Source organism: Pseudodonghicola flavimaris (genome assembly GCF_030164425.1).
GTDB lineage: Bacteria > Pseudomonadota > Alphaproteobacteria > Rhodobacterales > Rhodobacteraceae > Pseudodonghicola > Pseudodonghicola flavimaris.
In genome coordinates this window covers 353556-374831 of sequence record NZ_JASNJD010000002.1, presented here as the reverse complement: position 1 = coordinate 374831, position 21276 = coordinate 353556, and the positions used below count along the sequence as shown (strand labels likewise).

Genomic DNA, 21276 nt, shown 5'->3' with positions numbered 1-21276 from the left:
GAGGGCGGGTTGGGCCCGCACCTCTATTTGATCAAGTTTTTTGCCTTCTTGCTTGGCACAAGCTATGTTTCCATGCGTCCCGGCACAGCGCAAGCATGGACATCTGGAATGGAACGACTCTGTTGAATTTGATCAAAAAACCAGCAGCAAAAGCCCGCAAATCCCCGTCGGCCCCGCCTGTGCATGAGCAGGTGTACCAGAAACTACGGGCGCAGATTCTGTTCGGAGAGATGGCTCCGGGCCAGGCTGTGACGATCCAGGGGCTGACTGATTCGCTGGGGGCGGGCATGACTCCGGTGCGTGAGGCGATCCGGCGGCTGATCTCGGACGGGGCGTTGATGTTTCAGGGCAATCGCCGGGTTTCGGTGCCTGTTTTATCGGCAACAGATGTCGAACAGTTGACGTTCATCCGCAAGAAGATCGAGGCCGAGCTGGCCCGCCGCGCCGCCCAGCACGCCAGCCCGGCCCTGGTGGAAGAGCTGGAACGTATTGATGCAGAAGTGGATTCTGCGATTTCCATCGGCGATGTCTCTGGCTATCTGATGCAGAATTATCGCTTCCATTCGGTGCTTTATGACTATGCCGACGCGCCGATCCTTTCCGAGATGGCGGAACGTCTGTGGCTGCGCTTCGGCCCGTCGCTGCGGGTGGTCTGCGGCCGATTCGGCACCCAGAACCTGCCCGACCGCCATAAGGAGATGCTGACTGCGTTGCGCCGTCGGGATGCCGAGGGCGTGAGCCGCGCGATTGAGCAGGATGTCGATCAGGGTGTGCAGATGGTGACCGCGGTGCTGGCGGAACGACGCAGCGACAGCTGATTCGATTGACAGCGCGCAATTTGATCATATCTTCGGGGCAACCTTCGTTTTCAGGAGCCCCGCGATGCCCGCTATTACCAATCACATGCCGACTGCCGAGCTTCAGGCGCTGGATGCGGCCCACCACATGCACCCCTTCACCAACAATGACGAGTTGGCGGCAAAGGGCGCCCGGGTCATCACCCGGGCCAAGGGCGTTTACCTGACCGACAGCGAGGGTGTTGAGATCCTCGACGGCATGGCCGGGCTGTGGTGCGTCAACATCGGTTACGGTCGCGAGGAACTGGCGGACGTCGCCTCCCGTCAGATGCGCGAGCTGCCCTATTACAACACCTTCTTCCAGACCACCCATGTGCCGGCCATCGCGCTGGCCGCCAAGATCGCCGAGAAGGCGCCGGGCGATCTGAATCACGTGTTCTTTGCCTCTGGCGGATCCGAGGCGAACGATACCAACATCCGCATGGTGCGCGCCTACTGGCAGGCCAAGGGCAAGCCCGGCAAGTCGATCATCATCAGCCGCAAGAACGCTTACCACGGCACCTCTATGGGCTCCGCCTCGCTTGGCGGGATGAGCGCGATGCACGCCCAGGGCGGCATGCCGATTCCGGATATCCACCACATCAATCAGCCCTACTGGTGGGGCGAGGGCGGCGATACCGCGCCGGAGGATTTCGGCCTGGCCCGGGCGCAGGAACTGGAAGCGGCCATCCTGCAATACGGCGAAGACAAGGTCGCCGCCTTCATCGCCGAGCCGATCCAGGGCGCCGGTGGGGTGATCGTGCCGCCGGCGACCTACTGGCCGGAAATCCAGCGCATCTGCGACAAGTATGAAATCCTGCTGATCGCGGATGAGGTGATCTGCGGCTTCGGGCGGACCGGCAACTGGTTCGGCAGCGAGACCATGGGCATTCGTCCCGACATCATGACCATCGCCAAGGGGCTGAGCTCGGGTTACCAGCCGATCGGCGGGTCGATCGTCACCGACGAGGTGGCCGCGGTGCTCGACAGTATCGAGTTCAACCACGGCTATACCTACTCCGGTCACCCGGTGGCCGCGGCGGTGGCGCTGGAGAACATCCGGATCATGGAAGAGGAAGGTATCGTCGAGCATGTGCGCGATGTCATCGCCCCTTATCTGGCGGAGAAATGGACCGCGCTGGCCGATCATCCGCTGGTGGGCGACACCAGCATCGTCGGCATGATGGGCTCTCTGGCACTGACGCCGGACAAGGCGGCGCGGGCCAAGTTCGCGTCGGAGGCGGGAACGATCGGCTATATCTGCCGCGAGCGCTGCTTTGCCAACAATCTGGTGATGCGCCATGTGGGCGACCGGATGATCATCTCGCCGCCGCTGGTGATGACCCCGGGCGAGGCCGACATCCTGATCGAACGCGCCACCCGCGCGCTGGATGAAACCTATGCCCGGGTGAAGGACGAAGGCCTGCTGAAAGCCGCATCCTGATCGGTGCTGCGCAGCTGCGACATCGAACGGCGTCGGGGGTTCCCGGCGCCGTTTTTCGTTCGGGGCAAATTGCCGCTTGTGATTTCCGATTGTTTTTGTCAGATATGCGCCGACGCCAGATGCCGCGCATCCAGCCTGGGGACTTCAGCCTTTCGGGGCGGCCTGCGGGACGGATGCCGGTTGTGGCGTGTGATCCTGCCGCCACCCCGGAAACGAACCCGGCGCCTTCCCCTCGGTGGCGCTGCGGGCGGTGACGGGGCGGCGGCGGCGATCTGCGCCGTGGGTCCGCCCCGGCATCGGCGAAGCGTGCCGCCGGCGGAGCGGCGCGGAGGATCAGAAATCGACGCCGCGCTGCGCCTTGATGCCGGCCTGAAACGGGTGCTTCACCTCGGTCATCTCGGTGACCAGATCGGCGTAATCGCAGATCGCGGCCGGCGCATCGCGGCCGGTCAGGATCACCCCGGTGCGGGGCGCGCGCGCCTCCAGCCCTTCCAGAACTTCCTCGGCGCTGAGGTAGTCGTAGCGCAGGGCGATGTTGATCTCGTCCAGCACGATCAGATCGAAATCGCCGCTCTCCATCATCTCACGCGCGCGGGCGAAGGCGGCCTGAGCTGCGGCGATGTCGCGGTCGCGGTCCTGGGTGTCCCAGGTGAAGCCTTCGCCCATGGTGTACCAGGTCACCCCGCCGAGCCGTTCGAAGAACTGCCGTTCGCCGGTGATCCAGTTGCCCTTGATGAATTGCACCATGCCGACGGATTTCTTCCACCCCAGCGCCCGCACCACCACGCCGAAGGCGGAGGAGGACTTGCCCTTGCCCTTGCCGGTATGCACCAGCACCAGGCCGCGATCGGGATCGCCGGCCTCGGATACCTTGGCGCGGTGTTCCGCCTGCAGTTTCTGCATCTTCGCCTTGTGGCTGGCGGCGTCGGCTGTCTGGTCGCTCATCTCGGTCTCCTGATCTTTGTCCGGATCATAGGGCGGCGGCCGCCGGGGTAAAGGCGCCCGCTGTCCGGTCAGGCCTTGGGATCGCTGACCGCCCGGGCGCGGGACCGCTCCAGCCCCAGCTGATGTTCGCGCCAGATCACCAGGATGTTGCCGGCGATCACCAGCGCCGCTCCCGAAAGCATGATCAGCGTCGGGACCTCCTTGAACCAGACATAGCCGATCAGGATGGCGAAGAGCATCGAGGCATATTCATAGGGCGCCAGCATCGAGGCCGGACCGAAGCGATAGGAGGAGGTCACCAGGATCTGGGCGCCGCCACCGATCAGCCCGGCCAGGATCAGCAGCGCCAGTGTCTCGCCCCGGGGCACCACCCAGCCGAAAGGCATGGTCAGCAGCGCCAGCCCGGCGGCGGTGGCGGAGAAATAGAACACGATGGCCGAGGTCCGTTCGGTTTCGACCATCTTGCGGATATGGATTTGCACCAGCGCCCTGAGCGAGGTGGCACCAAGGATCAGAAAGGCGCCGAGCGTCGCCGCGCCCTGCCCGGAAGTGGTGCCGCCCAGCCGCGGCCAGAGCATAATCAGCACCCCGACCAGGCCGATGGCGACGGCGGAAAGCCGGATCATCCGAATCCGCTCGCCCAGCATAACGGCGGCCAGGATCAGCGTCAGGATCGGCGTGGCATAGCCGATGGCGGTGACCTCGGGCAGCGGCAGCAGGCCCAGCCCCGAGAAGGTCAGCCCCATCGCCGAGGTGCCGATCAGCCCGCGCCAGAAATGCACGATCGGCCGCTGCGCCACCAGCCCGCTGCGCAGCTCGCCGCGCGCGGCGATCCACACCAGGATCACCGGGATTGCAAAGAACGACCGGAAGAACACCGCTTCGCCCGGCGGTACATCGTCGGCGGTGGCCTTGATCAGCGCCGACATGATGGAAAACAGGCAAATCGCGCTGAGTTTCAGCGTGATGGCCAGGGCGGGTCGATGCGATGTTAACGAAGTTGCCATGCGCGCGACCCTGCTTCGGTTGCCGGAAAAGATCAACGGCTTGATTTCCGCCGCTCATAGGGCGCACAAACGCGCAGCGAGGAGAAGGAGCGCCCCATGTATGACGACAACTATCTGATCGCCCGGCTGCATGCCGCCGCCGTCGGCCAGGAAACCCGCAATTTCGCCACCTTCCCGGCCCGGGCCAGCATGACCTTCGGTGAGCTTTTCGCCGGTGCCGAACGCAATGCCGCGGCGCTGGTCGCGATGGGGGTGCAGCCCGGGGACCGCGTCGCGGTGCAGGTCGACAAGAGCATCGAGGCGATCCAGCTCTATCTCGGCACGGTGATGGCGGGGGCGATCTTCCTGCCGCTCAACACCGCCTATACCACGCCCGAGGTCGCCTATTTCCTGGGCGACGCCACCCCGCGTGTGGTGGTCTGTGATCCGGCGAAATACGAGGCGATCGAAGGCATCGCCGGCGACGCCCGGGTGGTCACGCTCGACGCCAAGGGGCTCGGCACGCTGACCGACGCGGTGGTCGGGCGCGGCGGGTTCACCCCGGTGCCGCGCGGCCCCGACGATCTGGCGGCGATCCTCTATACCTCCGGCACCACCGGGCGGTCGAAGGGTGCGATGCTGAGCCATGCCAACCTCGCCTCCAACTCCGAGATGCTGCGCGACTACTGGCAGTTCACCAAACAGGACGTGCTGATCCACGCGCTGCCGATCTTCCACACTCACGGGCTCTTCGTGGCGACCAACGTGGCGCTGCTGGCGGGCGCACAGGTGATCTTCCTCAAGGGCTTCGACGCCGACGAGATCCTCAAGGCGATGCCGCGCGCCACCGCGCTGATGGGGGTGCCGACCTTCTACACCCGGCTGCTCGCCGATCCGCGGCTGACGCGCGAGCGGGCGGCGAACATGCGGCTCTTCATCTCCGGTTCGGCGCCGCTGCTGGTCGACACCCATGAGCAATGGGAGGCCCGCACAGGCCATCGCATCCTGGAACGCTACGGCATGACCGAGACCAACATGAGCTGTTCCAACCCTTATGACGGCGAACGCCGCGCCGGCACCGTCGGCTTCCCGCTGCCGGGGGTCGAGGCGCGGGTGATGCACGACGGCAAAGAGGTGCAGGCGGGCGAGATCGGCGTGCTGGAGGTGCGCGGTGCCAATGTGTTCAAGGGCTACTGGCAGATGCCGGAGAAGACGGCGGAAGAGCTGCGCCCCGACGGCTGGTTCATCACCGGCGACATGGCGATGATCGACGCCGACGGCTATGTCACCATCGTCGGCCGCGAAAAGGACCTGATCATCACCGGTGGCTTCAATGTCTATCCGAAAGAGGTCGAAAGCCTGATCGACGATCTGCCCGGCGTGCTGGAAAGCGCTGTGATCGGGGTGCCGCATGCCGATTTCGGCGAGGCGGTCGTGGCCCTGGTGGTGCCGGAGGGCGAAGGCACGACGCCGGAGGCGATTACCGCCGCGCTCAACGGTCAGCTCGCCCGGTTCAAGCAGCCCAAGCGCATCGTGATGATCGATGCGCTGCCGCGCAACACCATGGGCAAGGTGCAGAAAAAGGCGCTGCGCGACACCTACGCCGAGCTTCTTGGCTGAGCGCGCGCCCGGTCCCGGCCGCGGGATCGGTGAGTATTTTTGCAGAGAAGAAGCAGGCTGGCGCGGCCGGAGGGGCGGGCCGGCCGCTCCGCGACCCTAGGCGGACGCTCAGGTGAGCCAGGCGAGCAGGATGTTCAGCGTCACGAAAGCGCCCGAGGTCGCCAGCAGGAGCGCGATGGCGGCGGCCCCTCCCAGCCCGCGTTCCTGCGCCAGAATCGGATAGATGCTGAACATCGGGATCGCCGCCGACAGGACCGCGGCGGCGTACATGTCGGGCGACAGGGCGGCCAGCCCCAGCGCCGGCAGCAGCGCCGCGGCCAGCGCCACCATCGCCGGGTGCAGCAGCAGCTTGACCGTGGCGATCTGGCCGGCCAGCAGCTTGTTGCCCTTCATGGGCAGCCCGACCAGAGAGCCGCCGATCACCACCAGCGACAGGGCGGCGGCGGAGGTGCCGAACATGCCGGTCAGCCGCAGGACCGGCGCCGGCAGCTCCCACCCCAGGGCGGAGACCGCCAGCCCGGCGATCATGCCGATCACCATCGGCCGGCGCAGCAGGGTGCGGAGCACCCGGGCCAGCAGGCGGAGCGGCGACAGCCCGGCCTGGCCGGAGGCCAGATCCATCAGCACCAGGCCGATCGGGATGACCACCACATTCTCGATCAGCACGTTCAGCGCCAGGATCACTCCGGCCAGATCGGGAAACAGCAGCAGCATCACCGGATACCCGATGAAGCCCGAGTTCGGACAGGCCGACCCCAGCACCGCCAGCGCCCGGCGCAGTTTGTCGGGAGCGGTGAGAGAAAACCAGCCGAAGCTGAGCGCCATCGTCGCCAGCCCGCCGGCCAGCATCACTAGCAGGTAATCGGTGCGCAGCACCGCCGAGAGCGGCCTGGTCGCAAGCGCGGTGAACAGCAGCGCCGGCAGCGCAAGGTTCAGCACATATTGTCCCATCATCCGCATGTCTTCGGGGCGGAACCAGCCGAGGCGCACCACAAGATATCCGATCAGGACAGCCGCGTAGATCGGAGCGGTGATGCTGATGATGTCGTTCATGGGGTCTTCCAGTCCGGGGGCAGATCGGTGCCGATTTCCTCGGCGAGGTCTTCGAGAAAGCGGATCATGCGCGCGGCGCGGCGCTGCGCAAGGGCGCGGCCGCCCCGGGTCAGCATATCGGCGGGAAGTCTCAGAAGTTTGACGCGAAAATGATCGAGAGTCTGGTGCCGGTCATCGAGATTGCGCGCTGTGGCGAAGGGATCGGCGGGATCGTAGAGCGGCCGGCCAAGGGCGCCGGAGACCGCGAAACAGCGCGCGATCCCGATCGCCCCCAGCGCATCGAGCCGGTCGGCGTCGCGCAGGATGCGCGCCTCCGGCGTCTCCGGGGGGAGGCCAGCGGAAAAGCTGTGCGCGGCGATGGCGTGCCGGGTGGCGGCGATGCGGTCCGGGGCGAAGCCCAGATCGTGCAGGATCGGCGCCGCTGCCCTGGCCGCGAGGGTCGAGGCACGGGCACGATCGGGGCTGTCCTTGGGCAGGTTGACCAGATCGTGCAGATAGCTTGCCGCCAGCAGAACCTGCCGGTCGGCATCCGCATCCGCGATGGTGCGGGCATTGGCCCAGACGCGGTCCAGATGCGCCAGATCATGGGCGCTGTCCTGAGCCATCCGGTGGGCCGCGATCTGTCGCAGCCGGGCGCGCAACCCGTCGAGATCAGCCAATACGGCCCCGGGTTTCGCCCACCGCGCCGCCGATCTGGCCGCGGTTCAGCAGGATATGATCGAGGATCACGCAGGCCATCATCGCTTCGGCCACCGGCACGGCGCGGATGCCGACGCAGGGGTCGTGCCGGCCCTTTGTGATGATCTCGGCCGCTTCGCCGGATTTGGTGATGGTCGCCCGTGTCTTCAGGATCGAGGAGGTCGGCTTCACCGCGAAGCGCACCACGATGTCCTGCCCGGTGGAAATCCCGCCGAGAATGCCGCCGGCGTGGTTCGACGAATAGACAGGCTTGCCATCGGGGCCGATGAAGATCTCATCGGCGTTTTCCTCGCCGGTCAGCAGCGCGGCGGCCATGCCCTCGCCGATCTCGACCCCCTTGACGGCGTTGATCGACATCATCGCCGCGGTCAGATCGGTATCGAGCTTGCCGTAGATCGGCGCCCCGAGGCCGGCGGGCACGCCCTTCGCAACCACCTCGATGATGGCGCCGACCGAATTGCCGGATTTGCGCAGCGCGTCCATATAGCCGGCCCAAGCCTCCGCCGCGTGGGCATCCGGGCACCAAAAGGGGTTCTGGCCGATCTGCCCGGCATCGAAGCGGCTGCGGTCGATGCCATGCGGGCCGATCTGGGTCATGAAACCCTGAATTTCGATCTCCGGCGCCAGCGCGGAGAGCGCCGCGCGCGCCAGCCCGCCGGCAGCGACCCGGGCGGCGGTTTCACGGGCCGAGGAGCGGCCGCCGCCGCGATAATCGCGGATGCCGTATTTCTGCCAATAGGTGATATCGGCATGACCGGGGCGGAATTTCTCCATGATCTCGGAGTAATCCTTGGACCGCTGATCGGTGTTCTCGATCATCAGCTGCACCGGTGTGCCGGTGGTCTGGCCTTCGAAGACGCCGGAGAGGATCTTCACCGCATCGGGTTCGCGCCGCTGGGTGGTGTATTTGCTGGTCCCCGGCTTGCGCAGATCCAGCCAATGCTGAAGCATGCTCTCGTCGATGGCGATGCCCGGCGGGCAGCCGTCGACCGCGGCGCCGAGCGCCGGCCCGTGGCTTTCGCCCCAGGTGGTGACACGGAAGAGATGGCCGAATGTGTTGATGGACATGGGGGCTCTCCTTTGCCGGGGTGATTAGCGGCGTGCGCCCCATGGCTCAAGCGGATTCGCCCGGTGGGCAGGTGGCGGACCCGGGGCGCTGCCCCGGATCCCGGAGTATTTCGGCAGAGAAGAAGCGCTGGCACGCGCCCGGTGTTTCGGGGTCAGAGAGTCGCCAGCAGGATCGCCACCATCGCGATCATCGCCACGATCTGGGTGAAGTAGAAGGTGAAACGCAGGAAGATCACCCGGTCGGTCTGTTCCAGGGCAATGTGGATGGTGCTCTGCACGATGCGGGCGGCGAGGACGATCACCGACAGGATGCCGAGCGCCGGCGCGGTGGCGCCGACCCGGTCGATCACGAAGACGATGGTGCCGAAGACGGGCAGGTTTTCGATGCAGTTCATATGCGCCCGCATTGCACGGGGATAGAGGCCGGAGCCGGCGTCGGGATCCGCGGTCCAGTGACTGATGCGGGTCTTGCCGGTGAGGATGCGGCTCCAGCGATAGACGCCGACGGTTGCGAAGAGGATCAGCAGGGTCCAGAGTGCAAAGCCCAGAAGCGCTGCGACAGGGAGTGTCATTTATGGTCCTTTCGGTAGGGGAGGCCGTTCGCGTGGCCGGTGTGGCACGGGGGATCCCGGCAGGCCAAGCGGCAACCTTTCCGGATCGGAAACCAGACGGGGACGCGGCATGACAGAGCGCCCGTCGCGCAGCATCTACGACGCCGCCCTGCCGGAGGATCTGCGCCAGGCGCTGAGGCAGGAGGTGCAGGAGCAGATCATTGGCTGCCTGAACCGGTTCTATTCGCTGGAAACCGCGATGTGGGGCAAACCGGTCGATGCGCTGATCGTGCGCACGGTGGTTCAGGGGCAACTGCAGAACAGGCTTTATGACCTGAGCGCGCTCTCTGCCGCGCTGGACCTGCCGATCGCGACGCTGCACCGCAAGGTCGGCGATCTGGAGGCCGCCGGCTATCTGCGCCGCGAGCGTCGGGGCAAGTCCGTTTGTCTGGTGCCGACGGAGGAGACCTGCCGCGCTCTGGATCAGTCGTTCGAGGAGATGATCGGCGCATTGCGCCGGCTCTATCGCGCCAATACGCTCTGACCCTGCAATCCGCTTGCCTCGCATCGCCCCCGCGCATAGGGTCGGCGCCACCTCGGGGTGCCCTGGCGCCGCATCGGGGGCGCGGGTCAGGCCCGGCGCCCGGCTGCTGCGGAAGACGGGCTGAGATGCGCGATGCGAACCCGTTGAACCTGAACCGGCTCATACCGGCGGAGGGAAGGTTTATGGACATGCCTCCACCCTTGCCCTGACGCCGCAAAGGAGGATGCCATGAAGTATCTTGCATTTGCAGCGGGACTGATCACCAGCGCAGCGGGCCAGATGGCCGCGGCGGAGACCCCCGTTCTCACCGTCTATACCTATGACAGTTTCGTCAGCGACTGGGGTCCGGGTCCGGCGATCGAAAAGGCCTTCGAGGCGGACTGCGGCTGCGATCTGAAATTCGTCGCCGCCGGCGATGGCGCCGCGCTGCTGGCGCGGCTGCGGCTGGAGGGCGCGCGGTCGGAGGCGGATGTGGTTCTGGGTCTCGATACCAACCTGACCGCCGCCGCCCGCGACACCGGGCTGTTCGCGCCGGTCGAGGTCGCGGCCGAGTACACCCTGCCGCTGGAGTGGTCCGACAGTACCTTCATCCCCTATGACTGGGGCTATTTCGCCTTCGTGCAGAACCGCGATCTGGTGGCGCCGCACAGCTTTCGCGAACTGGCCGACAGCGATCTGAAGATCGTGATCCAGGACCCGCGCTCCTCCACCCCCGGGCTGGGCCTGCTGATGTGGGTGAAGGCCGCCTATGGCGATGAGGCGCCGGCGATCTGGGCCGGGCTTTCCGACAATATCGTCACCGTCACCAAGGGCTGGTCGGAGGCCTATGGGCTGTTCCTGGACGGGGAGGCCGACATGGTGCTGTCCTACACCACCTCGCCGGCCTATCACCTGATTGCGGAAGAGGACGACAGCAAGACCACCGCGCTCTTTGACGAGGGCCACTACATGCAGGTCGAGGTCGCGGGCAAGCTGGCGGCCTCCGATCAGCCGGAGCTGGCGGATCGGTTCCTGCAGTTCATGGTGACCGATGCCTTCCAGTCGGTGATCCCGACCGCCAACTGGATGTATCCTGCCGTCACCCCCGCCGCAGGGCTGCCGAAGGGGTTCGAGACGCTGACCCAGCCGAAGACCGCGTTGCTGTTCCCGTCCGATGAGGCGGCGGCGCTGCGCGATCCGGCGCTGGCCGAATGGCTCGCCGCGCTCAGCCGCTGAGCCCGGCGCTGGGGGTCGTCGCGGCGCTGGGCGTCGCGGTGCTGATCCTCGGTGCGCTGGCGGCGGTGTTCTGGCGGGCGGAGGCTGGGCGTGGCCTCGGTCCCGCCGATTGGCAGGCGGTGCGCTTCACCGTGGTGCAGGCGGCGCTGTCGGCGGGGGTGAGCGTGGGCTTCGCCCTGCCGGTGGCGCGGGCGCTGGCGCGGCGGCGGTTTCCGGGCCGCGCGGCGCTGATCGCGTTGATGGGGGCGCCCTTCATCCTGCCGGTGATCGTTGCGGTGCTGGGGCTTCTGGCGGTCTTCGGCCGCTCGGGGTGGATCAGTCAGGGGTTGAGCCTGATCGGACTGCCGCCGCTGCGCATCTACGGGTTGCATGGGGTGGTGCTGGCGCATGTCTTCTTCAACCTGCCGCTGGCAACGCGGCTGATCCTGCAGGGCTGGCAGGAGATCCCGGCGGAACGGTTTCGTCTGGCCGCCCAGCTGGGCGCCGGGCCGGGGGCGATCTGGCGGCTGCTGGAATGGCCGATGCTGCGCCGCACCGCGCCGGGGGCGCTGGCGGTGATCTTCGCCATCTGTCTGACCTCCTTCGCCGTGGCGCTGACGCTGGGCGGCGGGCCGCGGGCGACGACGGTGGAACTGGCGATCTATCAGGCCTTCCGCTTCGATTTCGACCTGGCCCGCGCGGCGCTGTTGTCGGTGCTGCAGATCGTTCTGACCGGCGTGGCCGCGGCGCTGGCCCTACGCGCGGCGATGGGCGAGGGCTTCGGCGTCGGGCTCGACCGCGCGATCCGGCGCTGGGATGCGCAGGGCTGGGTGCTGAAGGGGCAGGATGGGCTGGCCATTGCCCTTGCCGCGCTGTTTTTGCTGCTGCCGCTGGCCGCCATCGCGACCGAGGGTGTCGCGGGCCTGATCGCCCTGCCGGCCAGCGTCTGGGGCGCGGCGCTGAATTCGCTGCTGATCGCGGCGGGCAGCACGGCGATCCTGCTGCTGATCGCGCTGCCGATGGCGGTGGCGGTGGCGCTGATGCGTCATCCCGGCTGGGTCGAGGGTGCGGGGTTGTTGGGCATGGCGGTGTCGCCGCTGGTGATCGGCACCGGCGCTTTCATCGTGATCTATCCAGTCGCCGATCCGGCGGCCCTGGCGCTGCCGGTGACGGCGCTGGTCAACGCGCTGATGGCCTTGCCTTTCGCATTGCGCATCCTGGTGCCGCGGGCGCGGGCGGTGATCGGCGATTTCGGGCGCCTGGCGCTGAGCCTGAACATGGGGCGAAGGGCGTTTGTCCGCCTTGTGCTCTGGCCCCGGATGCGGCCGCAGATCGGGTTTGCCGCCGGGCTTGCCGCGGCGCTGTCGATGGGCGATCTGGGGGTCATTGCGCTGTTTGCCGATCAGGAGGTCGCCACCTTGCCGCTGCAGATCTATCGCCTGATGGGCGCCTACCGGATGGAGGCGGCGGCGGGCGCGGCGCTGTTGCTGCTGACCCTGTCGGTGCTGTTGTTCTGGCTCTTCGACCGGGGAGGGCGCCGCCATGCTGAGGCTTGAGGGCGTGCAGATCCGGTCGGGCGATTTCACCCTGCGTGCCGACTGGTCGGTGGAGACCGGGGCACGGGTGGCGGTGATCGGCCCCTCGGGCGCCGGCAAGACCACGCTGCTCGAGGCGATTGCCGGGTTTCGCGATCTGGCGGCGGGGCGGATCCTCTGGGACGGGCGCGATATCGGCCGCGACGCTCCGGGGGCGCGACCCATCGCGATGTTGTTCCAGGACGGCAACCTGTTTCCGCATCTGAGTGTGGCGGAGAACGCGGGTCTCGGGGTCAGTCCCGACCTGCGGCTGACCCCGGCGGATCGGACACGGGTGCGGCAGGCGCTGGCGCGCGTCGGGCTGGAGGGGCTGGAGGATCGAAAGCCTGCCGCGCTGTCGGGCGGGCAGCAGAGCCGGGCGGCACTGGCGCGGGTATTGCTGCAGGGCCGGCCGCTTCTGTTGCTGGACGAGCCCTTCGCGGCGCTGGGTCCGGCGCTGAAGGCGGAAATGCTCGATCTGGTGGCGGAGCTGGCGGCGGAGAGTGGCGCGACGCTGATGATGATCAGCCACGATCCTGCCGATGCCCGGCGGATCGCCGGGCAGGCCATTCTGGTGGCCGATGGGGTGGCCGGGGCGCCGCAGCCGGTGGCGGCGCTGCTCGATACCCCGCCGCCGGCGCTCCGGGCCTATCTGGGCGAAGGGTAGGGGGCGCTGCCCGCATCGCCTGCGGCGATCCCCCCCGGGATATTTAAGGCCGGAAAAAGGGGGGTGAGCGGCGTCCCGGAAACGCTCCGGGGGAGCGTTTCAGCCGCGAACGGGCGGAGCCCCGGGAGGCGCTTGAGGCACTCCGGGGAGCCTCCTTTTCAATGCAGCGTCTGCCATTGCCAGATGCCACTCGGCGCGACCGCAATTCCCGCGAGGAGTGTCCGCGATGAACGGCCGGAGGGGGCTCCCCCCTCCGGCGCGGCATCACTCCGCGGCCAGCGGCAGAAGGGCGGCGCGGGTTCTGGTGATGGCGCGCGCGGCCTCGGCGGCCTCACGGCCCTTCTGAACGAAATGGGCGCGGAAGAACTCAGTGTGCTGCGGCGTTTCCTGATAGTGGTGCGGCGTCAGCGACACCGAGAGCACCGGCACCCCGGTGTCGAGCCCGGCGCGCATCAGCCCGTCGACCACCGCCTGGGCGACGAAATCGTGGCGATAGATGCCGCCGTCGACCACCAGCGCGGCGCAGGCCACGGCGGCGTAATTGCCGGTCGCTGCCAGATCGCGGGCCAGCAGCGGCATCTCAAAGGCGCCGGGGACATCGAAGACATCGACCTGATCGGCCGGGATCAGCTCAAGAAATCCGTCGAGCGCGCGGTCCACCACATCGGCGTGCCACTGGGCTTTGACGAAGGCGAAGCGGGTGGGTGTCATCATGATCTCTCCTATAGGTTCAGACACGTCACCCAAGGCGATCACGGGCGCCCGCACGGGCGGGGCCGGGCGGGACGCACGTTCTCTTTCATCCGGACTGTAACCGTCGGCCCCGGCCTCTCACCGGATCTGCTGACACCCCGATTGGGGCCGCTCGCGGGCTCACGGGTCGTGCCCGCATACCGCCGGTGGGGAATTTCACCCCGCCCTGAGAACGCCGCCAACTTGCCAAGCCGGGCGGCAGGTTTCAAGACTGTCCGGGAAGGAGACGCCACGATGCATCCAAATCCGGTCTTTCATACCGCCAGCGTGGCGGAAAACCTGGCCTTTGCACGGGCCCGCAGCTTCGGGGTCCTGGCGGTGTCCGTTGCTGGCGCCGCCCCGATGCTGAGCCACGTGCCTTTCCTGCTGTCGGAGGATGGCGAGACGGTGGAGCTGCATCTGGTCCGATCCAATCCGATCGCCCGGGCGCTGAGCGCGCCGCTGCCGGCCAGGCTCGCCGTCAACGGACCCGACAGCTATGTCTCCCCCGACTGGTACGGCATCGACGATCAGGTGCCGACCTGGAATTACGTTGCCGTGCATCTGACCGGTGTTCTGGAGCTGCGGCCGCAGGAGGAGCTGGCCGGCGTTCTGGACCGGCTGTCCGATCTGTTCGAAGATCGCCTGTTGCCCAAGATTCCCTGGCGCAGAGCCAAGATGGACCCGGAGGTTCTGGCACGGCTGATGCGGATGATCGTGCCGGTGCGGCTGAGGATCGAGACGGTGGAAGGCACCTGGAAGCTCGGCCAGAACAAGCCCGAGGCGGTGCGGCTGGCGGCTGCCGCCGGCATCGAGGAGGCCGGGATCGGGGCGGAGCTGGCAGCGCTCGCCGGGCTGATGCGGCAACAGTAGACAGCGGCCCGGCCTGCGCCTAGGGTCGAGGCGAAACGGGAGGAGGAGTTCGTTTTGATGAAGCTGATCATGTCCCCCGCCTCGCCCTTCGTGCGCAAGGTGCGGGTGCTGGCGGCGGAAATCGGGCTGACGGCGGAGATCGAGGAACTGCCGGTGGTGACCACCCCGGTGGACACCGATGCCATGCTGCGCGAGGCCAATCCGCTGGGCAAGATTCCGGCGCTGGTGCTGGAGGACGGCCGCACGATCTATGACAGCCGGGTGATCACCCGCTATCTCGACGTGCGCGCTCAGGCGGGGGTCTATCCCGAGGACCGGCTGTGGGATGTTCTGGTGCTTGAGGCCACCGCCGAGGGGGTGCTCGAGGCGGCGGTTCTGATGGTCTACGAGGGGCGCATCCGCCCGGAATCGCTGCATTATCCTCCGTGGATCGAGGCGCAGTGGGCGAAGGCGATCGGCGGTGTCCAGGCGATCGAGGCGCGGATGATGGAGCTGCTGTCGGGCCCCCTGAACATGGGGCAGATCGCGGTGGCCTGTGCGCTGGGGTATCTGGATTTCCGTCATCCCGGGCGCGACTGGCGCAGCGGCTGCCCGCAGTTGGCGGCTTGGTACGCCGACTTCGAATCACGCCCCTCGATGATTGCGACTCGCCCGGAAACATGAGTTTCGGCTATAAAATTAAGGCGGGCCGATTGCTCACATAAGTGTGACCATTCTGCGTCAAACCACCCTTCAGGTGCCTCTTGAAGGGGTCAAGGTGGCTGGACGTGAACGAATGTCATCGGTAGAAAACCACGCTGAGACACTGCGCGCGTGCGGTGTTGGCGCTTACCGCCCCGAAGGGGGCCTGGAACTGGAGAAAACCTCGTGTCCCACGCAGAAGACCACGAAGGCACCCGGAGGGATTTCCTCTATTACGCGACCGCAGGTGCGGGTGCCGTCACAGCCGGGGCCGTCATCTGGCCTCTGGTCAACCAGATGAACCCCTCGGCCGACGTTCAGGCGATGTCCTCGATCCGAGTCGATGTCAGCGGCGTCGAGACCGGCACCCAGATCACGGTCAAATTCCTCGGCAAGCCGGTGTTCATCCGCCGTCGCACCGAGAAGGAGATCGAAGAGGGCCGTGCCGTCGAGATGAGCGAGCTGGTCGATACCAACGCGCGCAACGTGAACAAGGGCGCCGACGTTCCGGCCACCGACGAGAACCGCACCATGGACGAGGCCGGTGAATGGCTGGTCATGATGGGGGTCTGCACCCACCTCGGCTGTGTGCCGCTGGGCAACAATTCGGGCGATTACGATGGCTGGTTCTGCCCCTGCCACGGGTCGCATTACGACACGGCCGGCCGTATCCGCAAAGGGCCGGCACCGGAGAACCTGCCGGTGCCCGTCGCGGAATTCGTCGACGAAACCACCATCAAGCTGGGGTAAGGGAGGCGCTTATGTCCGGAATTCCGCACGATCATTACGAGCCCAAGACCGGTGCAGAAAAGTGGCTGAACCGCCGCCTGCCGATCGTTGGGCTGATCTATGACACCATCATGATCCCGACGCCGAAGAACCTGAACTGGTGGTGGATCTGGGGCATCGTCCTGGCCTTCTGCCTGGCGCTGCAGATCGTCACCGGCATCGTTCTGGTGATGCATTACACCCCGCATGTGGATCTGGCCTTCGCCAGCGTCGAGCACATCATGCGCGACGTGAACGGCGGCCATATGCTGCGCTATCTGCATGCCAACGGCGCTTCGCTGTTCTTTGTCGCGGTCTACATCCATATCTTCCGCGGTCTGTTCTACGGCTCGTACAAGGCGCCGCGCGAAATCACCTGGATCGTCGGCATGCTGATCTATCTGGCGATGATGGGCACGGCCTTCATGGGCTATGTGCTGCCCTGGGGCCAGATGTCCTTCTGGGGCGCCACGGTGATCACCGGCCTGTTCGGCGCGATTCCCTTCATCGGCGATTCGTTGCAGACTTGGCTGCTGGGCGGGCCGGCGGTGTCGAATGCGACGCTGAACCGCTTCTTCTCGCTGCACTATCTGCTGCCCTTCGTGATCGCGGCGCTGGTCATCGTGCATATCTGGGCCTTCCATACCACCGGCAACAACAACCCCACCGGGGTCGAGGTGCGCCGCGGGTCGAAGGAAGAGGCCAAGAAAGACACGCTGCCGTTCTGGCCCTATTTCGTGATCAAGGACTTCGTGGGGCTCGCCATCGTTCTGGTGGTGTTCTGGGCGATCGTCGGCTTCATGCCGAACTACCTGGGTCACCCGGACAACTATATCGAGGCGAACCCGCTCTCGACCCCGGCGCATATCGTGCCTGAATGGTACTTCCTGCCGTTCTACGCCATCCTGCGCGCCTTCACCTCCGACGTCTGGGTGGTGCAGATCGCCTCCTTCGTCACCGGCGGGATCGTCGATGCGAAGTTCTTCGGGGTGATCGCGATGTTCGGTGCCATCCTGGCCATGGCGCTGGTGCCCTGGCTCGACACCTCCTCGGTGCGCTCGGGCAAGTACCGGCCGATGTTCAAATGGTGGTTCCTGCTGCTGGTGATCGACTTCTTCGCCCTGATGTGGCTGGGCGGCATGCCGGCCGAGGAACCCTATGCCTCGATCTCGCTGGTGGCGGCGGCCTACTGGTTCGCCTACTTCCTGGTGATCCTGCCGATCCTCGGTGTCATCGAGAAACCCGATGCCGTTCCCGCGACGATCGAAGAGGATTTCGATGCGCATTACGGCAAGAAAACCGCCTCGGCCGAGCTGAGCGGCGCCGAAGCGACCCCCGCCGAGTAAGAGAAGGGACCGGATAAGATGTTGAAGAAACTTGCTATCGGTGCCGCCCTCGCTCTGGCGCTGGGACCGTCGATGTCGCAGGCCGCCGGCGGCGGTGGCCATGTCGAGGATTTCTCCTTCTCCTTCGAAGGACCCTTCGGCACCTATGACCAGAACCAGCTGCAACGCGGTCTGCAGATCTACACCGAGGTCTGCGCCGCCTGCCACGGCATGAAATTCGTGCCGATCCGCACGCTGGCGGACGAAGGCGGCCCGGCGCTGCCCGAGGATCAGGTCCGCGCCTATGCCGCGCAGAACTTCCAGGTCTACGACCCCGAGCTGGACGAAGACCGGCCGGCCACGCCGACCGATCACTTCCCGGTTGGCAACGACCCCAAGGCACCCGACCTCAGCCTGATGGCCAAGGCGCGTGCCGGCTTCCACGGGCCGCTGGGCACCGGCATCAGCCAGCTGTTCAACGGCATCGGCGGGCCGGAGTACATCGCCTCCATCCTCACCGGCTATACCGGCGAGACGAAGGAAGAGGCCGGTACGCTGTTCTACGAAAACCACGCCTTCTCGACCGGCTGGATCGCGATGCCGCCGCCGCTGTCGGGCGAGGATGTGGAATTCGCCGACGGTCACTCGAACGAACTGCATCACGAGGCGCAGGATGTCGCGGCCTTCCTGATGTGGGCGGCGGAGCCGAAGATGATGGCGCGCAAGCAGGCGGGCCTGGTCGGGGTGATCTTCCTGGTGATCCTGGCGGCGCTGCTCTACCTCACCAACAAGCGCATCTGGGCGCCGATCAAGGGCAAGAAGCTGGAAGCCTGATCGCCGCTCCCGGTGACAAGGATATGGCCCCCGCCGGTTTCGGCGGGGGTTTTCTTTTGCTTGGATGAAAAGGGGCTCCGCCCCCGCCGCGGCTGGCGCCGCGTCTCCCCCGGAGTATTTGGGCAGAGAAGAAAGGTTGGGGGAAGACAGGATTGGCGTGCGCGGGACCTCCCGCCTTCTGACGCTGGATAGCCGGGAGGCGGCCCGATGAGGCGCTGGGACAGCGCCCCTGGACCCGTTCAGAGCGGGATCGCGGTCAGTTGGCTGTCGTCGTTGCGGCCGGTGAGGCGGGCGGGGACGATCTGACCCTCTGGCTGCGGCGCGGCGAAGGTCACTTCGGTGAACTGCTCGGTCCGGCCCATCAGGGCGTTTTCCATCAGCACCTGTGCCGACCGGCCGATCTGGGCGGTCAGGTGTTTGTCGACCTGCAGATCGCCGGCGGCGCGCAGCCGGGCGGCGCGGGACTTTATCACCGGGCCGCTGACCTGATTCGGAATGCGCGCGGCGGGGGTGCCGGGGCGTTTGGAATAGGGGAAGACATGCAGCCAGGTCAGGTCGCAGTCGGTCACCAGCTTCAGAGAGTTTTCGAAATGCGCCTCTGTCTCGGTCGGGAAGCCGGCGATGATATCGGCGCCGAAGGTCATCTCCGGGCGCAGGCGGCGGGCCTCCTCGCAGAAGCGAATCGCGTCTTCGCGCAGGTGGCGGCGTTTCATCCGCTTCAGGATCAGATCGTCGCCATGCTGAAGGCTCAGGTGCAGATGGGGCATCAGCCGCGGTTCGGTGGCGATGGCCTGCATCAGGTTGTCGTCGGCCTCGATCGAATCGATCGAGGAGATGCGCAGCCGCGGCAGATCTGGCACCAGGCGCAGGATGCGCATCACCAGATCGCCCAGGCGGGGCTCTCCTGGCAGATCGGCGCCCCAGCTGGTCAGATCGACGCCGGTCAGCACCACCTCGTTATAGCCGCGCTGCACCAGCCGCTTGATCTGGTCGACCACCACCCCGGCGGGGACCGAGCGGGAATTGCCGCGGCCGTAGGGGATGATGCAGAAGGTGCAGCGGTGATCGCAGCCGTTCTGCACCTGTACATAGGCGCGCGATCTGGTGCCGAAGCCGTCGATCAGGTGGCCGGCGGTTTCGGTCACCGACATGATGTCGTCGACCAGCACGCGTTCGGTCTCGCCGATGAAATCGGCGGCCATGCCGGCCCAGGTGGCGGGCTGCATCTTTTCGGTATTGCCGATGACCTGATCGACCTCGGCCATGGCGGCGAAGGTTTCCGGCTCGGTCTGGGCGGCGCAGCCGGTGACGATGATTCGCGCCTCGGGATTGTCGCGGCGCAGCTTCCTGATTTCCTGCCGCGCCTTGCGCACCGCCTCGGCGGTCACCGCGCAGGTATTGACCACCACGGCGTTTTCCAGCCCGGCGTCGCGGGCCAGTTCCTTCATCGCTTCGGTCTCATAGGTGTTGAGCCGGCAGCCAAGGGTGGTGAAGACCGGCGCGCTCATCCGAGGCTCTTCAGGAAGGCGGGGGTGAACTGCCCGGAGAAGACATGCATGGTGGGGCCGGTCATCCAGACGCCATCGTCGCGCCAGTCGACCCGCAGGGTACCGCCGTCGAGCTCGATGGTGACGGCGCGCCCGGTGAGATCGCGCCGGGCCGCAGCGACGGCGGTGGCGCAGGAGGAGGAGCCGGAGGCCAGAGTCACTCCCACGCCCCGCTCCCAGACCCGCATGCGCAGGTGGTCTGGGCCGATCAGGCTGGCGAATTGCACGTTGGTCCGCTCTGGATAGAGCGGATGGTGCTCGATCTCCGCCCCGCGGGCCTCCAGATCGACCGCCTCGGCATCCGCGACGAAGAAGGTGCAATGCGGGTTGCCCATGCCGGTGGCGGTGGGCTCCCCTTCGATCGGCAGGCGCAGCGTGTCCATCTCCCGCGCCAGGGGGATTTCGTCCCAGCGCAGTTGCGGCGGCCCCATGTTGACCGAGGTGAGCCCATCGCCGGCGTCGCGGGCATAGAGCGTGCCGCGTTCGGTGGTCAGGGTCAGCGCATCGCGGCGGGTTTCGGTCATCAGGTGGCGGGCGATGCAGCGGGTGGCATTGCCGCAAGCGGCGGAGGTGGAGCCATCGGCGTTGTAGAACACCAGATGCGCATCGGCCCCGTTCCGGCCGGGTTCGATCACCGCCAGCTGATCGAAGCCGACGCCGAAGTGGCGATGGGCGATTCCCTTCACCAGCGCCGGCGGCAGGCCGATCGCCTGCGCGCGCGCATCCAGAATGACGAAGTCATTGCCGAGCCCGTGCATTTTCATGAAGGGCAAAGAGGGGGTCGCATGGTCTGCCATGGCCGGCATATAGACCCGGCGCGAAACGGAATCCAGTCTCCGGCGCAGAAACCTCGCTTTTGGGCTTGACCGCCGGCGTCCCCGCCATTAGAGACCCGCCATCCGCTGCGCGGGACCTTGGAAACGCGCATCGGCACCGCAATTTAGGCGTTGAACCTCAGTTGGTTCTGTCCTAGGAAGCGGGACCGCAAGGGGCATTGCCCCGGCGACAGAGTGGGCCGTTAGCTCAGTTGGTAGAGCAACTGACTTTTAATCAGTGGGTCGCAGGTTCGAATCCTGCACGGCTCACCACTCATCACAGAAAATGATTTCTTTTCTTAAGGTTGTCAGCCTCATTGGCGGACCTTTGGGAAGGTTCACCAGATTTCGTTCGCGGTCCGGCCTCGCAATCAGCTTGCCGAAGGCAGGATCGGCCCCTCCTTCGTGCTGAGCTTCTGTGGTGCATTGCAGGGTTTGGGAGAGCGTTTTGTGGCCCGCCATTGCGCCGATCTCATGGGCGGTCGCCTCTGCCTTGGCCGGGCACCGCATTGCACGTCCA

Annotated in this window: 21 protein-coding genes, 1 tRNA gene and 2 riboswitches; of the genes, 13 read left to right on the top strand and 9 right to left on the bottom strand. The window is 66.4% G+C overall.

The window, feature by feature from the left end; all coding sequences use genetic code 11:
* Positions 1–95: 95 nt before the first annotated feature.
* Both QO033_RS04420 and QO033_RS04415 read left to right on the top strand, forming a co-directional pair.
* On the top strand, positions 96–818 hold the full coding sequence (locus QO033_RS04420) for a GntR family transcriptional regulator (protein WP_284479718.1): 723 nt from the start codon (positions 96–98) through the stop codon (positions 816–818).
* Positions 819–882: 64 nt separating this feature from the next.
* The gene (locus tag QO033_RS04415; RefSeq protein ID WP_284479717.1) at positions 883–2280 is read left to right on the top strand and encodes an aspartate aminotransferase family protein; all 1398 of its coding nucleotides are present in this window, start codon (positions 883–885) and stop codon (positions 2278–2280) included.
* Positions 2281–2613: 333 nt separating this feature from the next.
* On the opposite strand, the gene cobO is transcribed toward QO033_RS04415, so the two are convergent.
* Both cobO and QO033_RS04405 read right to left on the bottom strand, forming a co-directional pair.
* Positions 2614–3225 (bottom strand): cob(I)yrinic acid a,c-diamide adenosyltransferase, encoded by a 612-nt coding sequence (cobO, locus tag QO033_RS04410; RefSeq protein WP_284479716.1) that lies wholly within the window; start codon positions 3223–3225, stop codon positions 2614–2616.
* Positions 3226–3293: 68 nt separating this feature from the next.
* A complete protein-coding gene (locus QO033_RS04405) occupies positions 3294–4232 on the bottom strand; it encodes a DMT family transporter (RefSeq protein ID WP_284479715.1) in 939 nt (312 codons plus the stop codon).
* A gap of 96 nt (positions 4233–4328) precedes the next feature.
* On the opposite strand from QO033_RS04405, the gene QO033_RS04400 reads away from it, so the two are divergent.
* Complete coding sequence (locus QO033_RS04400; RefSeq protein WP_284479714.1) at positions 4329–5831, top strand: malonate--CoA ligase; 1503 nt, start codon at positions 4329–4331, stop codon at positions 5829–5831.
* A 108-nt stretch (positions 5832–5939) separates the two neighbouring features.
* Here the strand turns inward: QO033_RS04400 and QO033_RS04395 are convergent, their stop codons facing one another.
* From QO033_RS04395 to QO033_RS04380, 4 genes are all read right to left on the bottom strand, one after another.
* Positions 5940–6884, bottom strand: a complete 945-nt coding sequence (locus tag QO033_RS04395) for an AEC family transporter (RefSeq protein ID WP_284479713.1) — start codon at positions 6882–6884, stop codon at positions 5940–5942.
* A complete protein-coding gene (locus QO033_RS04390; protein ID WP_284479712.1) occupies positions 6881–7543 on the bottom strand; it encodes an HD domain-containing protein in 663 nt (220 codons plus the stop codon). The genes QO033_RS04395 and QO033_RS04390 overlap by 4 nt, the downstream gene beginning before the upstream one ends.
* Entirely contained in the window at positions 7536–8651 is a 1116-nt protein-coding gene (aroC, locus tag QO033_RS04385) for a chorismate synthase (RefSeq protein ID WP_284479711.1), read from the bottom strand. The genes QO033_RS04390 and aroC overlap by 8 nt, the downstream gene beginning before the upstream one ends.
* Positions 8652–8803: 152 nt before the next feature.
* Entirely contained in the window at positions 8804–9223 is a 420-nt protein-coding gene (locus tag QO033_RS04380; protein WP_284479710.1) for an MAPEG family protein, read from the bottom strand.
* Between the two features lie 109 nt (positions 9224–9332).
* Here QO033_RS04380 and QO033_RS04375 point away from each other — a divergent pair, with 109 nt between their 5' ends.
* From QO033_RS04375 to QO033_RS04360, 4 genes are all read left to right on the top strand, one after another.
* Positions 9333–9746, top strand: coding sequence for an ArsR family transcriptional regulator (locus QO033_RS04375; protein ID WP_284479709.1), 414 nt, complete (start codon positions 9333–9335; stop codon positions 9744–9746).
* A 43-nt stretch (positions 9747–9789) separates the two neighbouring features.
* Positions 9790–9939: riboswitch (TPP riboswitch) on the top strand.
* A gap of 35 nt (positions 9940–9974) precedes the next feature.
* Positions 9975–10961: a thiamine ABC transporter substrate binding subunit gene (gene thiB, locus QO033_RS04370; RefSeq protein WP_284479708.1), complete on the top strand. Its 987-nt coding sequence runs from the start codon at positions 9975–9977 to the stop codon at positions 10959–10961.
* Positions 10937–12496, top strand: coding sequence for a thiamine/thiamine pyrophosphate ABC transporter permease ThiP (locus QO033_RS04365; protein ID WP_284479707.1), 1560 nt, complete (start codon positions 10937–10939; stop codon positions 12494–12496). Before thiB ends, QO033_RS04365 begins: the two co-directional genes overlap by 25 nt.
* The gene (locus QO033_RS04360; RefSeq protein WP_284479706.1) at positions 12483–13181 is read left to right on the top strand and encodes a thiamine ABC transporter ATP-binding protein; all 699 of its coding nucleotides are present in this window, start codon (positions 12483–12485) and stop codon (positions 13179–13181) included. Before QO033_RS04365 ends, QO033_RS04360 begins: the two co-directional genes overlap by 14 nt.
* Positions 13182–13445: 264 nt before the next feature.
* Here the strand turns inward: QO033_RS04360 and QO033_RS04355 are convergent, their stop codons facing one another.
* On the bottom strand, positions 13446–13892 hold the full coding sequence (locus QO033_RS04355) for a 6,7-dimethyl-8-ribityllumazine synthase (protein WP_284479749.1): 447 nt from the start codon (positions 13890–13892) through the stop codon (positions 13446–13448).
* Between the two features lie 76 nt (positions 13893–13968).
* Positions 13969–14112: riboswitch (FMN riboswitch) on the bottom strand.
* A gap of 56 nt (positions 14113–14168) precedes the next feature.
* Between QO033_RS04355 and QO033_RS04350 the strand changes: the two genes are divergently transcribed.
* From QO033_RS04350 to QO033_RS04330, 5 genes are all read left to right on the top strand, one after another.
* Positions 14169–14786, top strand: coding sequence for an FMN-binding negative transcriptional regulator (locus QO033_RS04350; RefSeq protein WP_284479705.1), 618 nt, complete (start codon positions 14169–14171; stop codon positions 14784–14786).
* Between the two features lie 57 nt (positions 14787–14843).
* Entirely contained in the window at positions 14844–15449 is a 606-nt protein-coding gene (locus QO033_RS04345; RefSeq protein WP_284479704.1) for a glutathione S-transferase, read from the top strand.
* Positions 15450–15653: 204 nt separating this feature from the next.
* Positions 15654–16217: a ubiquinol-cytochrome c reductase iron-sulfur subunit gene (gene petA / locus QO033_RS04340; RefSeq protein ID WP_284479703.1), complete on the top strand. Its 564-nt coding sequence runs from the start codon at positions 15654–15656 to the stop codon at positions 16215–16217.
* An 11-nt stretch (positions 16218–16228) separates the two neighbouring features.
* Positions 16229–17581, top strand: coding sequence for a cytochrome b (gene petB, locus QO033_RS04335; protein ID WP_284479702.1), 1353 nt, complete (start codon positions 16229–16231; stop codon positions 17579–17581).
* An 18-nt stretch (positions 17582–17599) separates the two neighbouring features.
* Positions 17600–18394, top strand: coding sequence for a cytochrome c1 (locus QO033_RS04330; protein ID WP_284479701.1), 795 nt, complete (start codon positions 17600–17602; stop codon positions 18392–18394).
* A gap of 239 nt (positions 18395–18633) precedes the next feature.
* Here the strand turns inward: QO033_RS04330 and mtaB are convergent, their stop codons facing one another.
* On the bottom strand, positions 18634–19902 hold the full coding sequence (gene mtaB, locus QO033_RS04325) for a tRNA (N(6)-L-threonylcarbamoyladenosine(37)-C(2))-methylthiotransferase MtaB (RefSeq protein WP_284479700.1): 1269 nt from the start codon (positions 19900–19902) through the stop codon (positions 18634–18636).
* Complete coding sequence (dapF, locus tag QO033_RS04320; RefSeq protein ID WP_284479699.1) at positions 19899–20747, bottom strand: diaminopimelate epimerase; 849 nt, start codon at positions 20745–20747, stop codon at positions 19899–19901. Before dapF ends, mtaB begins: the two co-directional genes overlap by 4 nt.
* A gap of 206 nt (positions 20748–20953) precedes the next feature.
* Between dapF and QO033_RS04315 the strand changes: the two genes are divergently transcribed.
* Positions 20954–21029, top strand: a tRNA-Lys gene (locus QO033_RS04315).
* Positions 21030–21276 lie beyond the last annotated feature (247 nt).

Bases quoted from the DNA above. Each gene is read 5' to 3' on its own strand.
- QO033_RS04420 (WP_284479718.1), top strand. From the start codon at position 96: ATGGACATCTGGAATGGAACGACTCTGTTGAATTTGATCAAAAAACCA.
- QO033_RS04415 (WP_284479717.1), top strand. From the start codon at position 883: ATGCCCGCTATTACCAATCACATGCCGACTGCCGAGCTTCAGGCGCTG.
- cobO (WP_284479716.1), bottom strand. From the start codon at position 3,225: ATGAGCGACCAGACAGCCGACGCCGCCAGCCACAAGGCGAAGATGCAG.
- QO033_RS04405 (WP_284479715.1), bottom strand. From the start codon at position 4,232: ATGGCAACTTCGTTAACATCGCATCGACCCGCCCTGGCCATCACGCTG.
- QO033_RS04400 (WP_284479714.1), top strand. From the start codon at position 4,329: ATGTATGACGACAACTATCTGATCGCCCGGCTGCATGCCGCCGCCGTC.
- QO033_RS04395 (WP_284479713.1), bottom strand. From the start codon at position 6,884: ATGAACGACATCATCAGCATCACCGCTCCGATCTACGCGGCTGTCCTG.
- aroC (WP_284479711.1), bottom strand. From the start codon at position 8,651: ATGTCCATCAACACATTCGGCCATCTCTTCCGTGTCACCACCTGGGGC.
- QO033_RS04380 (WP_284479710.1), bottom strand. From the start codon at position 9,223: ATGACACTCCCTGTCGCAGCGCTTCTGGGCTTTGCACTCTGGACCCTG.
- QO033_RS04375 (WP_284479709.1), top strand. From the start codon at position 9,333: ATGACAGAGCGCCCGTCGCGCAGCATCTACGACGCCGCCCTGCCGGAG.
- thiB (WP_284479708.1), top strand. From the start codon at position 9,975: ATGAAGTATCTTGCATTTGCAGCGGGACTGATCACCAGCGCAGCGGGC.
- QO033_RS04365 (WP_284479707.1), top strand. From the start codon at position 10,937: ATGGCTCGCCGCGCTCAGCCGCTGAGCCCGGCGCTGGGGGTCGTCGCG.
- QO033_RS04360 (WP_284479706.1), top strand. From the start codon at position 12,483: ATGCTGAGGCTTGAGGGCGTGCAGATCCGGTCGGGCGATTTCACCCTG.
- QO033_RS04355 (WP_284479749.1), bottom strand. From the start codon at position 13,892: ATGACACCCACCCGCTTCGCCTTCGTCAAAGCCCAGTGGCACGCCGAT.
- QO033_RS04350 (WP_284479705.1), top strand. From the start codon at position 14,169: ATGCATCCAAATCCGGTCTTTCATACCGCCAGCGTGGCGGAAAACCTG.
- QO033_RS04345 (WP_284479704.1), top strand. From the start codon at position 14,844: ATGAAGCTGATCATGTCCCCCGCCTCGCCCTTCGTGCGCAAGGTGCGG.
- petB (WP_284479702.1), top strand. From the start codon at position 16,229: ATGTCCGGAATTCCGCACGATCATTACGAGCCCAAGACCGGTGCAGAA.
- QO033_RS04330 (WP_284479701.1), top strand. From the start codon at position 17,600: ATGTTGAAGAAACTTGCTATCGGTGCCGCCCTCGCTCTGGCGCTGGGA.
- mtaB (WP_284479700.1), bottom strand. From the start codon at position 19,902: ATGAGCGCGCCGGTCTTCACCACCCTTGGCTGCCGGCTCAACACCTAT.
- dapF (WP_284479699.1), bottom strand. From the start codon at position 20,747: ATGCCGGCCATGGCAGACCATGCGACCCCCTCTTTGCCCTTCATGAAA.